The organism is Streptomyces sp. SAJ15, from assembly GCF_007595705.1.
Lineage (GTDB): Bacteria > Actinomycetota > Actinomycetes > Streptomycetales > Streptomycetaceae > Streptomyces.
In genome coordinates, this window is record NZ_NISY01000022.1 from 21,655 (window position 1) to 36,848 (window position 15,194).

Consider the following 15,194-nt stretch of genomic DNA (forward strand, 5'->3'; position numbering starts at 1 on the left):
CCTCCGTCACGTTCACATGCCACACGTCACCCGTCACACATCCGTCGCATGCCCTCCTGGCCGAGGTGCCGCCATCGAGGCACATACGAGCCTCGCGCGCGGGGGGCGTCCCTGCCAGTGCCGGAATCCCGTTCCCGTCATGAATCCTGGGAGGCGCGCGCCGTGACAATTTCACGCCCTGGTCATGACGGGGGCACTGGTCCACGGTGTATTCGTCACCGCAGACTCCTTGGCATGTCCTTCGCGATATGACCCCCACCGTCCACAACGAGGAGCGACCGCCATGAACACCCCCACCGCGCTACGGCCCTCCGGGCCGGAAGACAGGCTCAGTACGGCCCTCGCGGGCGAGACACCGGCCGCGGACGGATGCTCGTCCGCCGACGGATTCCTCATCGAGAACCTCACCGAGGACCCCTGGCCGGTGCCGCCGCCCGGCATCTGCATCTGCACCTTCAGCACCACCTGATGGGCACCCTGCGCTTCACGCCGCACCTGAGGGTCGAGCCGGTGCCGGGCGAGGCCGTCTACCTGGTGTCGGAGCGCGGGGTGACCGCGCTGCACGGGCGGCAGGTGGCGGCGCTCGCCCCCCTGCTCGACGGCACCCGCGACCTCGCCGCGCTGTCCGCGGACGCGGCCGACCCGGCCCGCGGGCCGGACGCGGTCCCCGCCGCCCAGACCGCCCGCATCGTCGCCCGGTTGCGCGCCGCCGGCCTGGTCTACGAGAGCGACCGGCCCCCGGGTCCGGAGGACGCCTACTGGTCGCTCGCCGGCGCCGAGGGCGGCCCCGTGGGGCTGGCGGCGGACTCCGGAGGAGCCGGGCGGGCCCCGGGGCCCGGTGAGGCCGGCACGGCCGGACACGAGCCCTCCACGGGCCACCCGGAGGCACGCCAGGGCCGCCTCGGACTCCGCGCCGGGGCGGCCCCGGCCCGCCCCGGCCGACCTGGTTCCGTCGCGGACCTCCCCGGCCCCCGCCGACCTGGTTCCTCCATGGACCTCCCCGGCCCCGGCCGCCCCGGGCCCGCCGCGGACCGACCCGGACCCGGCCCCCGCGCACGGTCCATATCTAGCCCGGGCCTGGACACCCGGGACCCACGGCCCACGCCGCCCCCGGGGCCCGGCGGTCGGGGCGCGCGCGCCGACCGCCGCGCGGAGGCCGCACCCGCCGTGGCGCTCGTGGTGCTCGGCTGCACCGACCCCGAGGAGGCGACGCGGGCGTTAGGGGCGGCGGGGCTGCGCGGCGTCGCGGAGCCCGCGGAGGCGGGCCTGACGGTGGTGGTGTGCGACGACTACCTGGACCCGGGCCTGGGCCGGGTGGACGCCGAGCACCGGACGGCCGGTCGGCGCTGGCTCCCGGTGAAACCGGTGGGCGTCCAGGCGTGGTTCGGGCCGGTGCTGGGCGCACCGGACGGGCCGTGCTGGAGCTGTCTGGCCGACCGGCTGTGGCGCGGCCGCCGCGCCGAGGCGCATCTGCTGCGCCGGCTGGAGCGCGACGCGCCGCTGCCCCGTCCGCCCGCCGCGCTGCCCGCGAGTCGGGGCGCCGCGCTCCAACTCGCCGCGCTGGAGGCGGCGGGGTGGCTGGCCGGGCACCGGCACCCCGGCCAGGACGCGCTGTGCACCCTGGACTGCCTCACCGCGACCACCGAACGGCACCCGGTGCGCCGCCTCCCGCAGTGCCCGGCCTGCGGCGACCCGAAGCTGATCGCGGACCGGGTGTGGGCGCCGGTGCGACTCACCCCGCGCGGGGACGCCGCGGCGGCGGCCTCCTCGGCCGTGGCGATGTCCCCGTCCAGGCTGCTGGCCGCCTACGGCCACCTGGTCAGCCCGGTCACCGGCCTGGTCACCCGCATCCAGCGCGACCCGCGCGGGCCCGCGTTCCTCAACTGCTTCCACGCCCCGTACCGCCCCGCGCCCTCCGCGCCGGGCGGCCTGGACTCCGTGCGCGCCGGGCTGCGCGCCGCCGCGCACGGCAAGGGCGCCACCGCCGACCAGGCCAGGGCCGGGGCGCTGCTGGAGGCCCTGGAGCACCACAGCGGGCACTTCACCGACGGCGAGCCCCGCCAGCGGGCCCGCTACCGCGACCTGGGGGCGGGCGCCGCGGTGCATCCGGACGCCGTGCAGCTGTACGCGGAGCGGCAGTTCGCCGAGCGGGACCGGTGGAACGCGGCACACGCCACGCGGCACTGGGTGTGCGACCCCTTCGACGAGGACGCCGAGGTGGACTGGACCCCGGTGTGGTCGCTCTCCGCCGGCGTCCACCGGCTGATGCCCACCGCGCTGCTGTACTACGACGCCCCGCAGGCCCCGGGCCGCCGCTACTGCCTGGCCAACTCCAACGGCGCGGCGGCGGGCGGCAGTCTGGCCGACGCGGCGCTGCGCGGCTTCCTGGAGCTGGTGGAACGGGACGCGGTGGCGCTGTGGTGGTACAACCGCACCCGCCAGCCGGGTCTCGCCCTGGACGCCGACGACGCCCCGTGGAGCGACCCGTGGATCGCCCAGCTGCGCCGGGTGCACGCCGCCATGCGGCGCGAGGTGTGGGCGTTGGACCTCACCGCGGACCTGGGCATCCCGGTGGTCGCCGCGCTCTCCCGGCGCGTCGACAAGCCCGCCGAGGACATCGTGCTCGGCTTCGGCGCCGACTTCGACCGGCACACCGCGCTGCGCCGGGCGCTGACGGAGCTGAACCAGATGCTCCCGCCGGTGGCCGGGGCGCGCCCGGACGGCGGCGGATACGAGGGCCTGGACCCGGAGGCGCTGCGCTGGTTCAGCACCGCCACCCTCGCCAACCAGCCCTATCTGAGCCCCGATCCGGCCGCCGCGCCGCTCTCGCTCGCGACCTCCGTACGTTCCAGCCCGGACCCCGCCGAAGCCGTCGCCGCGCTGGTCGAGCTGCTCCGGGCCCACGGTCTCGAACTGCTCGTCCTGGACCAGACGCGGCCGGACGTGGGACTGCCGGTGGCCAAGGTGTTCGTGCCCGGACTACGCCCGCACTGGGCGCGGTTCGCGCCCGGACGACTCTTCGAGGTGCCCGTCGCGCTGGGCCGGTTGACGACTCCCACCCGGTATGACGATCTCAATCCCGTCCCGCTGTTCCTCTGATGTCGCATGGGCTCTTCCCTTGATCCCCCCGCTGGCTCATCCTGTGATCTCCACTGGTGCGTTCGCCCCCTCTCCACCCCATATAAAGATCGGATACTCTCGGGCAAGCCACCCAATCCGGCCCGAACTTCCGGAGGATGAGTGCAGGGGACCACCTCGCCCTACGGCGATGCCGGTCACGGCCCGGAGCGCCACCGGCACCAGCCGGAGCGCTACCGGGACGACCTGGCGCCACGCATGGCCGTGGCGATCACCGTGGTCGTCCTGCTCGGCTACTTCAGCGTCGCGCTCACCTACGTGGACGACGCGCATCCCCTGGCCGAGGGGCTGGACGCCGCGCTGCTGATGCTCGCGCAACTACCCGCGCTGCTGATGCTGCTGGGCCTCCAGTTGGCGCACTCCTTCCCCGGCCTGGCCCCCCGGCTGAGCCGGGCCCGGCACTGGACGCTGGGCGTCCAGGCCCTGCTGACCTTCCTCCCGTTCGCGATCTTCAAGCAGTCCTGGTTGGGGATGCCGGGCTTCCTGGCCGGCTCCACGCTGCTGGTGCTGCGCGCCCCGCTGAGCTGGCTGGCCTTCGGCGCGATCCTGGCGACCACCGATGTGCTGCTGTTCTACGTGGGGTTCGGCTGGGGCGAGGTCGCCTACACCACCGTCTCCACCGGGCTGACCGGGCTGGTCGTCTTCGGTCTCTCCCGGCTCTCCGGGCTGGTCTCCGAGGTCTACCGGTCCCGCGCGGAGCTGGCCCGGATGGCCGTCGCGCAGGAGCGGCTGCGGTTCGCCCGCGACCTGCACGACCTGCTCGGTTACAGCCTCTCGACCATCACCCTCAAGTGTGAGCTGGTGCACCGGCTGGTGCCGGAGCAGAACGCCCGGGCCCAGCAGGAGCTGACCGAGATCCTCCAGACCTCGCGGCAGGCGCTGGCCGATGTGCGGGCGGTGGCCCGCGGCTACCGACGGATGTCACTCTCCGCCGAGGTCGGCACCGCCCAGTCGATGCTCGCCGCGGTCGGCATCGACACCACCACCCACGTCGACTGCGGGGACCTGCCCGACCTGGTGGACACCGTGCTGGCCAGCGTGTTGCGCGAGGGGCTGACCAACGTGCTGCGCCACAGCAAGGCGGAGAACTGCGCCATCGAGGCCGCCCGCGACGGCGCGCTGGTCCGGCTGACCCTCGCCAACGACGGGGTGGGCAAGTCCTCCACCATCCTGCGCGCCGACAGCGCCCACGGCGGCAGCGGGCTGGGCAATCTGAGCGTGCGGATGGCCAAGCTCGGCGGACGACTGCGGGCGGGGGTGCGCCCCGACGGCTGGTTCGAGCTGACGGCCGAGTTGGACTCGGCCGACGGCTCCACCGCGCGGGGCGGCGACGACCACGGCACGGAGGACGAGTACGGGCCCCCGCCGGTCCCGGCGTAAGGCGGCGGCGGGGGCCTGGGACCCGGGCGCCGCGCGGGCGGGTCCCGTGGGAAGCGGGTACCCGCGCGGGGCGGGCCCCGGGAAGCGGGTACCCGCGCGGGGCGGGTCACGGGTACCGCAGGCCCGCGCCACGGCGGGCCGGCCATCACCCGCCCGCGCGGGGCGACCGTTCGTTACAGCCAGCCGGCCTCGCGGGCGATCCGGATGGCGTCGACCCGGTTGCGGGCGTTCAACTTGGTGACCACGGAGGTCAGATAGTTGCGCACCGTTCCCGCCGACAGGTAGAGCCGCGCGGCGATCTGCTGCGCCCCCTCGCCCTGCGAGGCCAGTTGGAGCACCTCCCGCTCGCGCGGGGTCAGCGGCTGCGGCTCGTCGTCCAGCGCGGCGAGCACGAGCTGCGGGTCCATCACCCGCTCGCCCTGGGCGACCGCGCGGATGGCGGAACAGAGCGTGTCCGGGCTGCTGTCCTTGAGCAGGAAGCCGGAGACGTGGGCGGCCAGCGCCCGGCGCAGGTTCCCCGGCCGGCCCAGGCTGGTCAGCATCATGGTGCGGCACTCGGGAACGAGCGTGTGCAGTTCCGCGGCGGCGGTCAGCCCGTCCATGCCGGGCAGGTCGATATCGAGCACCGCCACGTCCGGCCGGAGTTCCTGGGCGCGCGGCACGATATCGGAACCACTCGATAATTCGGCCACGATTTCGATATCGGGTTCGAGCTCGAGCAGCGCGACGAGTGCCTTGCGCAACAAATGCATGTCTTCGGCTATGAGAACCCTGACCACGTCTCCCCCGGCGCTTTCGTCGCCCGACCCCGTGCCGCCACCGACCCGCCTACGGTGCCCCGGACCCCGGTCGCCGCACATCCGCGATTATTCCCAAGGGCGCCCGGCCGCTCTACCGTTCGTTCGCCGATTCCACCCTTCGCGCAGGTGTTTCAAAACCGTCCGTTCCCGTCTCGCCGGCTCCGATTCAGGCGGCCCCGCCGTGGCGTAAGCCGTCTCCCGGAGAGGCGCCTGCCTCGGGGATGACGTCGACGTGCAGGGTCCGCACGTCGCCGCGGAGGAACTGGGCGCGCAGCGCGGAGCGCCCGACCTTGCCGCCACCGGCCCGGCGCAGCGTGCCGGCCCGTACGAGCAGCACCGTGCCCGGCTCCGCGCCGAACTCCCGCGCGACACGGTCCCGGATCGTCGCCGCGAGGTGGGGTAGTCCGGCGTGGGCGCCGCGGACCGTACGGACCTCCTGGACCACCACCAGCCGCCCGGTGCCGGGCCCGGCGCAGAACACCCGCGCGGTGCCCAGGGGACGCCCGCAGCCCAGCAGTTCCCGTTCCACGTCCTGGGGGTGCAGCGGCACGCCGTCGGCGATCAGGAGGTCGTCGAGCCGCCCGGTGGGGCGCAGCGTGCCGCCCTCCCCCGACCACCCGAGGTCCCCGGTGCGCAGAAAGCCGTCGACGCCCTCCGCGGTGCGGGCGTGGAAGACCCGCCCGGCGTCCGGGGGGCTGCCCCAGTAGCCGTCCGCGACGGCGGGGCCGCGGACCCAGATCTCTCCGGTGACGCCGTCGGGCAGGGTGCGCAGGGCGCGCGGGTCGACCACGCGCGGTTCGGCGCCGGGCACCGGGCCGCGGCCCTCCACGGCCAGCCACGGCGCCGCCTCGCCCGGGGCGTACCCGGGGGCCAGCGCGTCGGCGCGGAGCCCCGCGGCAGCGCCGCGACGGGTGAAGCAGGCCAGGGTGGCGGCGGAGACCGGCTCTCCGACGTTGACCGCCGTGCGCAGCCGCGACAGGTCGACGCCGGCCCAGGCCACCGTCGAGGCGGCGGCGCAGCGCGCGTAGCGCGAGTCGGGGGCGGCGGTCTCGGTGACGCCGTAGCGGCTCAGGTCGCGCAGCCAGTCGCCGGCCCGTCCGCCGGCGGACGGCGGGAGCGTGGGCGGCAGTACGGCGGTCGCGCCCAGCCAGAGCGGGTGCAGCACCTGCGCGATCAGTCCGAGGGTGTGCGGGCGGACCTGCCAGCAGCCGACGCGGGAGGTGCGGTCGGTGCGCAGGGCGGCCCGGAGCGCGGAGACGGCGACCCGCAGGGCGCCGTGGGTCAGTCGCGCCCCGCGCGGGGCGGTGGCGGGCCCCGAGTCGTAGCTGAGCAGGGCGAGGGTGTCGGGGTCGGTGCGGGCGGGCAGCCAGCCGTCCCGCGCGGCCGAGGGGCCGTGCGGATCCTCGTCCGCCGCGCGGGACGGGTGTTCCTCGTGCCGACCCAGTCCGTCCACGGCCAGGCAGGTCAGGCTCGGGGCGCCCACGAGGGAGAGCAGACGGGACGCCTCCGTGGCGTGGGCGACCTCGGTGAGCACCAGGTGCGCGGCGGCGTCCCGGGCTATGGCGGCGGTCCGCGCGGCGGTGGTCCCGGAGGCGTCGCCCGGCGCGGGCACGGGCACCGCCACGGCCGCCGCGTACAGGCAGCCGAGCAGTGCCGCCGCCTGGTGCGGGCCGGTGTCCATGGCGATCAGGACACGGCGCCCGGCGGCGTCGTGGGCATGGAGCCAGGAGGCGACCGCGCGGGCGCGCCGGTCGAGTTCGTCGTACGACACCCGACGTATCGCGCCGTCCGACGCGGGGTGTATCACGGCCGTATCTCCGCCGCAGCGGGCGGCGCGTGTCAGCAGTTCGTCGACCAGGTGCGCGGCTGGGGCCATGCGGGCTAACTCCCTCGCGGCTGGATGCGGAGGCCGTCGATTCCGGCACGTGCACCCGGCAAGCCCCCGGCGCCAGTGTCGACGGCCCCCCTCGAACCCGACTCGACCACCGCTCAGGCCGTTCTGTGGCCCGTACAGACACCGAACGGGGAGCGTCGGGGTCACCGGGGTCACAACCGGGGCCGCCACGCCCCCGGGGGCGCACGCGGCGGACGACCCGGGCGCTCTGCCAGCGGGCCCCCGCGTCGACGGGCCCTTCGTCGACGGGCCCCTTCGTCGACGGGCCCCTTCGTCGACGAGTGGCAGCCCGCGCGGGGCGGCTCCGGCGGCCCCGGGGCCGACAGGCCCGGCATCGGCCCCCGGGAGGCGACGCCGACGGGCCCCGGCACTTGGCCGGTGGGTGTCCGACGCGCGGTCCGACAGGCGGTCCGGCGCCGCGTTACGGGCGCTCCGTGTGCGTGACGCGGATGAGCCAGGCATCGTGGGCCGTGCGTCCGCGGACCTCCACGCGGACGCCGTCCTGGCGGATGTCGAGGCGTTCGCCGACGCCCAGGGGGGCGTCCGCGAGCCTGGGGTAGACCGACTCGTCTGGGCACGCCTCGCTGTGGGGGTGGCCGTCGAGGACCTCGACCGGGCCGTCGCCGGAGGCGACATCGCTGCGCACGCGGTAGACGAGGACGCCCTCCGTGCACAGCTCGGCGTCGTTGCCGTAGCGGGCGCGGGCCTCGATGACCAGGACCCGGGCGGTGCCGGTGCGGACGACGACCAGCCGGGGGCGGCCCTCGGGCGCGGGGATGTCGTGCGGGTCGGGGGCGCTGACGGGCAGCAGGGCGTGCGTGGTCGCGCCCGGCTCGCGGACGCAGCGCACCTGGGAGGCGTCGAGCCAGCCCAGCTTCCACTTGTGCCAGCCGAAGGGCTCCGGGGCCAGCCCGAACTGGCTGCCCATCAGGTCCCAGTCGCCGACCCGGGTGTCCCAGTCGCCACCGCCGCCGGTCGGCCGGTGGTAGAGGTCGGGCAGGTCGAAGACGTGTCCGGTCTCATGGGCGAGCACGTTCCGGTCGGGTGGGTGGTGCTCGAAGATCGTGACGAGCCGGCGCAGCGCGGCGCCGTCCGCGCGGAGCGGGCGGTCGAAGTTGACGACCTTGGTGGCATCGGCGTCTATGCCCGGGGCGTCCGGGTCGGCGACGAGGTAGACCAGGTCGTAGCGCCCGAAGTCCACGCTCCGGTCGGCGGTGGCGATGGCGTCGCGCAGATAGGCGGTGCGGCGGTCCGGCGCCCAGTCGCGCCGTATCGCGTACGAGGTGGAGTCCCTGGGCATCTCCAGCCACCGGGTGACCGGGTGGACCCGGAGGGAGAAGCGCCCGTAGGAGGCGCGCCGGAAGAACTCCGTGGTGGCTGGGAAGTGGTCGTCCACCAGTTGCCGGGGGGTGGTGTACGGCACGGCGTCCGGGAAGCGGAGGAAGAGCATCAGCGCGTCGAGCGTGCGGGTGGGGCGGGGATAGCCCGCATGCCAGCTGTCCAGGCCCTCGGAGTGGTGCGCCGTGCTGCGCGGGAGGGCGCACGGGCCGCCCGCTCCGGCGGCCACCGCGGGAACGCCCACCACTGTCGTGGCGATCATCGCGGAGAGTGAGGTGCACATGGCCCCGGCGCGGCGCAGCCGCGACGGTCGGCCCACCCCTTCGGATACGCGCGGACGGGCCACAAAGACCTCCCGGACAGCATCGGAACCCATCGGGGCACCCCAACCACCCTCGGGCGGAATGCGGCGATGCGCCCTGTTCCGCTGACCCAGTCGAGTGAAAGGGTCGGCATCCGGGTACGTAACTGACGGTCACAGTCGGTCATTGATGCCAGCGAGTCCGGGCAGAATCGAGCAGAAACGGCCATAGAGATGATGAAGACGCTTTGGGCCTTGGTTGCGCTCCTGGAACGGCCGGAGTAATAGCTTCTATGATCGCGACTTTTTCAGCGGGGATTCCCTATTCGGGCGACGGTCCACGGTCCGCCCGACGCCCGGTGTGAGATATGCAGACGACCTGTACGAGACGGACACCACGCGGGAGCGACCGGTGAGCGGATCCCCTGAAGGCCAGGGCCCCGCGCCCCGCACCACGCCTCAGACGATCACACAACGTCATGTTCGGACCAGCGCTGCCGACCCCGGTCCGAGCGCCGCCGCCGGCCCGACCCCCGGCGACTACCGGGCGGCCTTCCACGCCGCCCGCCTCGCGATGGCCGTCGTCCACCCGGACGGGACGGTGCTGGAGGCCAACCCGGCCTTCGGCGCGCTGTTGGGCGCCGACCCGGCGCGGTTGGCGGCGCGCGACGCCGCCGACCTGGCCGACCTGCGGGAGGACCCGCTCACCTGGGCCGAGTTCCGCGAGGTGCTGCGCGGCTGTCGGGACCGGCTCTGCCGCACCCGACGACTGAAACGCACCGACGGACAGGCGCTGTGGGCCGAGGTCACGGTGGAGTCGACGCCGGACGGCCGCAGCGTGCTGCTCTCGCTCGTCGACATCAGCGACCGGCGGGACCTCCAGGCGCGACTGAACCATGTGCGGCTGCACGACCCGGTGACCCGACTGCCCAACCGGGCGCTCTTCTTCGAGCGGCTGGCGGTGGCCCTGGAGGAGGCCGCGGCGGGCGCGCACCCGGACGGCCGGACTCCGGGAGGCGGACCTCCCGACGGCCGGAATCCGGGCGGTGGACATCCGAGCGACGCGCCTCCGGGCGCTGCCGGGCTGCCGAGCGGCCGGCGCCCCGGGGTCGGCCCCCCCGGCAGCCCTGGACCCGCTGGCGTTCCTGGCAGCTGTGGTCCCCCTGGCCTCCCTGGCAGCTCTGGTCCCCCTGGCAGCCCTGGACCGCCTGCACCTGCCCCGCCTGGCAGCCCTGGCCCCCCTGGCAACGGAACGCCAGGCGGGATGGCGTCTGGCGGAGCGCCCCCGGGCGGCGGGGCCCAGCCCGGGGACGCGGGCGCGGGCGCCGCCACCGGCCCCCCGTCCGCCGGCACGGACCACCGCGCCGACGCCGGCCGGCTCACCGGCCGCGTGGGCCTGTGCTACCTGGACCTGGACGGCTTCAAGGCGATCAACGACACCCTCGGCCACCGGGTCGGCGACCGGCTGCTCAGCGCGGTGGCGCAACGGCTGACCGACTGCGCGCGGCCCGGCGGCCATCTGGTCGCGCGGCTGGGCGGGGACGAGTTCGCGCTGCTGGTGGAGGACTCGCAGGGCACCGAGCAACTGTGCGACCTGGCGCGGTGCGTCCTCGCCGCGCTCCAGCAGCCGTTCGACCTCGACGGGCACCGGCTGTCGGTCTCGGCCAGCATCGGCGTCGTGGAGCGGGCGGCCGCCGAGACCCACGCCACCTGGCTGATGCAGGCGGCCGACACCACGCTGTACTGGGCCAAGGCCGACGGCAAGGCCCGCTGGACCCTCTTCGACCCGGAGCGCAACGCCCACCGTATGACCCGCCAGGCGCTGTCCAGCGCGCTGCGCGGGGCGGTGGAGCGCGAGGAGTTCGTGCTGGAGTACCAGCCGCTGGTGGGGCTGGTGGACGGGGTGCTGCGGGGGGTTGAGGCGCTGGTGCGCTGGCAGCACCCGCGGTTCGGCCGGCTTTCGCCGAATCGGTTCATCGCACTGGCGGAGGAGAACGGCGCGATCGTTCCCCTCGGCCGCTGGATCCTGGAGACCGCCTGCCGCCAGGGCCGCAGTTGGCAGCTCACACACCCGCACAACCCGCTGGTGATAAGCGTGAACGTGGCGGTGCGACAGGTCTGGGACTCGGATCTGGTGGCGGATGTCGCCACGATTCTCGGCCGCACCGGGCTCCCGCCCCATCTCCTCCAGTTGGAGCTGACGGAGTCGGCCGTGATGGGCTCGGCCGGACGCCCGCTGGAGGCGCTTCAGCAGCTGAGCGACATGGGCGTGGCGATCGCCATCGACGACTTCGGGACCGGCTACTCCAACCTCGCCTACCTCAGCCGTCTCCCCGTCAACACACTGAAGTTGGACGGCAGCTTCGTCCAGGGATTCCGTGCCGGGGCCCAGCCGAACCCGGCCGACGAGACGATCGTCAAGGCCCTGGTGGACCTGGCCCACCGGCTGGGTCAGACCGTCACCGTGGAGTGCGTGGAGAGCGCCGAGCAGGCGGAGCGGCTGGCGCGCATCGGCTGTGACACCGGACAGGGGTGGTTCTACTCGCGACCGGTCTCGCCGGAGCTGATCGCGGCGATGATAGGCGGATGCGCGGGGTACGCGGCGGCGGTCGGCGGGGCTTGAGCGCGCCCTTCTTTTCAGGGCTCGGTCCGCCTCCAGGCACCCTGCCGTGTGTGCGGGGGGCGACCCGAAACAGGGTCATATCGGCTCTGACACCGCCCTATACCGTGTGGCTATGTCCGCGTTCATACAACAGCTCCCCGCCCTGATAGGCGTGGTGATCGGCGCGCTCGGATCGTACTTGGCGATTACGCGTGGCGATCAAGCACGCTTCCGTCGCGAGCAGGCTGCCCGTTGGGAGGAGCGGCGGCTGACGGCCTACGCCGACTACGCCAGGTCGCTGAAGAAGAGCGTGACCCTGACGTACCGGGTCGCGGCCCATCTCGGCAACGACCCTCATCCGCACCCCTTGTCTCCCGAGGAGGCGGAGCCCCACATGGCCGAGGCCGCTGAGGCCCGGGACCCGGCCGGAGAGGCGTTGTTGATGCTCGGCAGCCCGGACGTGGTGGAGAGGGCCCGCGAATGGGTCGTCGCGGTGATCGAGATGGAAGGGTTCCTACGAGACCGGACCCATAGCCCGGACACCTGGTCGGCCTTGCTCCAGCGCCAGCGCACGGCGCGCGAGAGGTACTACGCGGCCGTCCGGAGTGACCTGGCGCTCCCGCCCGGCCACTCCGGCCAATGGCGACTCGCGGCGCCCCGGACTCCCTGATTACCCGGTGTCTCGCCGGTCCGGTTACGGGCCGGGGGCGCTCACGTGAGCCACTCCGTAACGGTAGTGCAACTTCGAACGACCGCCGGGGGCGGGCTGCCACGATGGGGAACCATTCCAGCGAGATTCCAGGGTTCACTTTCACGACGGCCGGGGGGCGCCGAACATGGGGGACGACGGCTACGGCCTGCTGCGCTCACGGACCTTTCAGGCATGGGCGGGCGTCCTGGCGACGGTGGTCATGGGCGTGGCCGCCATCCTGGTGCCCGACATGATCGGCTCGGATGACGACGACTCGGCGACGCACCCGCCACCCTCCTCGACCGCCCCGTCGACGGAGTCGCCCCCGCCCCCGCCCCCGACGTCTCCGAGCCCCTCCGCCGGCAGCGCCGAGCCGACCTCGGCATCGCCCACCCCCTCCTCCCCGCCCCCGAGCGAGAGTGAGAGCGAGAGCCCGGACGCGAGCGAGGGCCCCTCCGACCCGCCCACCGTGGTCGACCCGCCCTCGCCGGACTCCACGGATCCGTTCCTCGCCCTCGACGAGCACATGACCGGGGTCTACGACATCGACGTGCCGAACGCGCACTACCTGGACGTCGACGGTGAAGCGATCTCGAACGTGCCGGGCCCGGGTCACGACCTCTACTACTCCACGGGCTGGCTCGCGCCGTCGTCAGGGGCCAAGCTGGGGATCATCGACGACGCGAACGTGCCGAAGTGCTCGACGCGGGCTCAACTCCAGCAGGGCTCCTTGTACATGAACATGATGAAGCCCGACCAGAGCCTGTGCGTCCACACCAGCGAGGGCCGCTGGACGCTGCTGCAAGGGCGGTTCCTCCCCGAGGGCTCGGGGTACGCCGGAACGGTGCGGTTCCACGTGGGCTACCTCAAGCACCCGTGACCACCGGCAGTTCGTAGGCGTCAGCGATCAGTTCGTACGAGCGCAGCCGGGCTTCCCGGCCGTGCCCCACCGCCGTGATCTTGATTTCGTCGACGCCGGTCCGCTTGATCAGGTCGTTGAGCTGCTCGCGGACCGCGTCCGGGGTCCCGAACTCGACGTTCGCCAGCCAGCCGTCCACGAAGTCCCGTTCGATGTCGCTGAAGACGTACGCCTCCGCCTCCTCGGGGGTGGGCACCAGGCCGGGCCGCCCGGTACGCAGCCGCAGCATGGACAGCGCGCCCGTCATCACCTGCCGCCGGGCCTCCCGCTCCTCCTCGGCGGCGAAGGCGGAGACGCCGATGGACGCGTACGGCCGGTCCAGCACGGCGGAGGGCCGGAAGCTCTCCCGGTACAGGTCGAGCGCGGGGATGGTGTTGGCCGAGGAGAAGTGGTGCGCGAAGGAGAACGGCAGCCCCAGCATCCCGGCGAGCCGGGCGCTGAACCCGCTGGAGCCCAGCAGCCACACCGACGGCCGGTCGGCGGACTGCACGCCGCCGGGGACGGTGCCCTGCACGGGCCCGGGGACGGCGTGCACACGGGCGTAGCGGTGCCCGTCGGGGAAGTCGTCGTCCAGGAACCGCACCAACTCCGAGAGCTGCTGTGGAAACTCGTCGGCACCCTCGCTGAGCCGGTCGGCCCGGCGCAGCGCCGCCGCGGTGGCGCCGTCGGTCCCCGGCGCCCGCCCCAGCCCCAGGTCCACCCGGCCCGGCGCCAGCGCCTCCAGCGTGCCGAACTGCTCGGCGATCACCAGCGGCGCGTGGTTGGGCAGCATCACCCCGCCGGAGCCGAGCCGGATCCGCTCGGTATGCGCGGCCAGGTGGGCGAGGATCACCGCCGGCGAGGAGCTGGCCACCCCCGGCATCGAGTGGTGCTCCGCGACCCAGAACCGGTGGAATCCCCGCCGCTCCGCCAGCCGCGCCAGGCTCACCGTCGTCCTGAGCGCCTGCGCGGCGGTCAGCCCACTCCCGACGGTCGCCAGATCGAGCACCGACAGCGGCACCGGCGCGGTCCCACGGGCCCGCCCTCGAATCGCCCCGTCCTGCTGCTGCTCGGCCACGATGGCCCGCCCCTCTCTACGCTCGGCGTCGCCGCCCGCGCGGCGTACGGTATCTGCCGTCAGCGCAACCGGAGCGAATCTCCGGTTATTCCCGTGCGCGGAGTGACCGCGCCCGAATGCGCCGCGCGGATCCGGGAAGGGATCGTGTGTCCGTCATCGTCAGGTGGCGGGAGAGGCGGCAGAGTGGCAGCGGTAGAGGAGCACGTCGAGTTCCGGAGCCTGGACGGCCTGCGCTTGCGCGGCACCATGACGCTGGTGGAGCGCCCTGCCGGTGGCGTCGTCCTCGTCCATGGCGGAGGGGTCACGAGAGAGGAAGGCGGCTTCTTCCGACGACTGGCCCGGGGCATCGCCGAACTGGCGTCCATGGGTGTGCTCCGTTTCGACCTCCGCGGGCACGGGGAGAGCGAGGGGCAGCAGGAGGACCTGACCCTCGCGGCCGTCACGAACGACATCCGAGCGGCGGCCGACGAGATCGTCACCCGGACCGGGAAACCCGGGCAGGTGCACCTCGTCGGCGCCAGCTTCTCCGGCGGCGTCTCCGCCATGGCAGCCGGCGCCTACCCGGAGGTCGTACGCCGCTTGGTGCTGCTGAATCCGCTTCTCGACTACAAGCGGCGGTTCGTGACGGAGAAGCCCTACTGGTCCGGCGATCGCCTCCAACACGAAGCGGCGCACGCCCTGCTCACCGACGGCTTTCTGCCGCACTCGCCGACATTCAAACTGGGCCGACCGCTGCTCAATGAGGTCTTCCACGTGGCGCCTGACGACTACCTGGGCAGGGTCCGGCAGCCCACACTGATCGTGCACGGCACGAAGGACACCTTCATCCCGGTCGAAAGCTCGCGTTACCACCTCGAACGACTGGGCTCCCCCACGCGGCACCTCCTGGAGATCGACGGCGCGCAGCACGGGATCGCCATGCCCGACGATCCGGCCTACGAGGAGCCGCAGACCCGGCGGTGGCAGACCGTCGTGGTGCACGCCGTCGCGGACTGGTTCACGAGTGGCGAGCCTCATCTGCCGTCCGACTCAGGCACTCACCGTTGTTGACGAACGCCCGGCTCGGCGAGGTCG

General features: G+C 73.8%; 11 protein-coding genes. 7 read left to right on the plus strand and 4 right to left on the minus strand.

The features are described from left to right. Nucleotides 1-283: 283 nt before the first annotated feature. The 3 genes from CD790_RS32615 (at nt 284) to CD790_RS32625 (ending at nt 4,518) form a co-directional block, all read left to right on the plus strand. Nucleotides 284-469 carry a hypothetical protein gene (locus tag CD790_RS32615; protein ID WP_144387009.1) on the plus strand — a complete coding sequence of 62 codons (186 nt, stop codon included), beginning with the start codon at nt 284-286 and terminating at the stop codon, nt 467-469. Next, a complete protein-coding gene (locus CD790_RS32620) occupies nt 469-3,099 on the plus strand; it encodes a TOMM precursor leader peptide-binding protein (RefSeq protein ID WP_260868063.1) in 2,631 nt (876 codons plus the stop codon). Before CD790_RS32615 ends, CD790_RS32620 begins: the two co-directional genes overlap by 1 nt. Before the next feature lie 141 nt (nt 3,100-3,240). After that, nucleotides 3,241-4,518, plus strand: a complete 1,278-nt coding sequence (locus tag CD790_RS32625) for a sensor histidine kinase (protein ID WP_260868064.1) — start codon at nt 3,241-3,243, stop codon at nt 4,516-4,518. A gap of 173 nt (nt 4,519-4,691) precedes the next feature. Here the strand turns inward: CD790_RS32625 and CD790_RS32630 are convergent, their stop codons facing one another. The 3 genes from CD790_RS32630 to CD790_RS32640 form a co-directional block, all read right to left on the minus strand. Beyond that, complete coding sequence (locus CD790_RS32630) at nt 4,692-5,297, minus strand: DNA-binding response regulator (RefSeq protein ID WP_144387010.1); 606 nt, start codon at nt 5,295-5,297, stop codon at nt 4,692-4,694. A gap of 187 nt (nt 5,298-5,484) precedes the next feature. After that, on the minus strand, nt 5,485-7,194 hold the full coding sequence (locus CD790_RS32635) for an AMP-binding protein (protein WP_186319377.1): 1,710 nt from the start codon (nt 7,192-7,194) through the stop codon (nt 5,485-5,487). 439 nt (nt 7,195-7,633) lie between these two features. Then, complete coding sequence (locus CD790_RS32640) at nt 7,634-8,812, minus strand: M6 family metalloprotease domain-containing protein (RefSeq protein ID WP_313956567.1); 1,179 nt, start codon at nt 8,810-8,812, stop codon at nt 7,634-7,636. Nucleotides 8,813-9,263: 451 nt separating this feature from the next. Here CD790_RS32640 and CD790_RS36445 point away from each other — a divergent pair, with 451 nt between their 5' ends. The 3 genes from CD790_RS36445 to CD790_RS32670 all read left to right on the plus strand — a co-directional run bounded on the left by CD790_RS36445 (nt 9,264) and on the right by CD790_RS32670 (nt 13,024). Beyond that, complete coding sequence (locus CD790_RS36445; protein WP_313956568.1) at nt 9,264-11,474, plus strand: bifunctional diguanylate cyclase/phosphodiesterase; 2,211 nt, start codon at nt 9,264-9,266, stop codon at nt 11,472-11,474. A 112-nt stretch (nt 11,475-11,586) separates the two neighbouring features. Continuing rightward, nucleotides 11,587-12,123, plus strand: coding sequence for a hypothetical protein (locus CD790_RS32665; protein ID WP_144387013.1), 537 nt, complete (start codon nt 11,587-11,589; stop codon nt 12,121-12,123). Nucleotides 12,124-12,289: 166 nt separating this feature from the next. Then, a complete protein-coding gene (locus tag CD790_RS32670; RefSeq protein ID WP_144387014.1) occupies nt 12,290-13,024 on the plus strand; it encodes a hypothetical protein in 735 nt (244 codons plus the stop codon). On the opposite strand, the gene CD790_RS32675 is transcribed toward CD790_RS32670, so the two are convergent. Continuing rightward, nucleotides 13,011-14,120, minus strand: a complete 1,110-nt coding sequence (locus tag CD790_RS32675) for an LLM class flavin-dependent oxidoreductase (RefSeq protein ID WP_260868065.1) — start codon at nt 14,118-14,120, stop codon at nt 13,011-13,013. The genes CD790_RS32670 and CD790_RS32675 overlap by 14 nt on opposite strands. Before the next feature lie 183 nt (nt 14,121-14,303). On the opposite strand from CD790_RS32675, the gene CD790_RS32680 reads away from it, so the two are divergent. After that, on the plus strand, nt 14,304-15,170 hold the full coding sequence (locus CD790_RS32680) for an alpha/beta hydrolase (RefSeq protein ID WP_260868066.1): 867 nt from the start codon (nt 14,304-14,306) through the stop codon (nt 15,168-15,170). Nucleotides 15,171-15,194: the final 24 nt, after the last annotated feature.

Bases quoted from the DNA above. Each gene is read 5' to 3' on its own strand.
- CD790_RS32665 (WP_144387013.1), top strand. From the start codon at position 11,587: ATGTCCGCGTTCATACAACAGCTCCCCGCCCTGATAGGCGTGGTGATC.
- CD790_RS32615 (WP_144387009.1), top strand. From the start codon at position 284: ATGAACACCCCCACCGCGCTACGGCCCTCCGGGCCGGAAGACAGGCTC.
- CD790_RS32670 (WP_144387014.1), top strand. From the start codon at position 12,290: ATGGGGGACGACGGCTACGGCCTGCTGCGCTCACGGACCTTTCAGGCA.
- CD790_RS32640 (WP_313956567.1), bottom strand. From the start codon at position 8,812: ATGATCGCCACGACAGTGGTGGGCGTTCCCGCGGTGGCCGCCGGAGCG.
- CD790_RS32620 (WP_260868063.1), top strand. From the start codon at position 469: ATGGGCACCCTGCGCTTCACGCCGCACCTGAGGGTCGAGCCGGTGCCG.
- CD790_RS32635 (WP_186319377.1), bottom strand. From the start codon at position 7,194: ATGGCCCCAGCCGCGCACCTGGTCGACGAACTGCTGACACGCGCCGCC.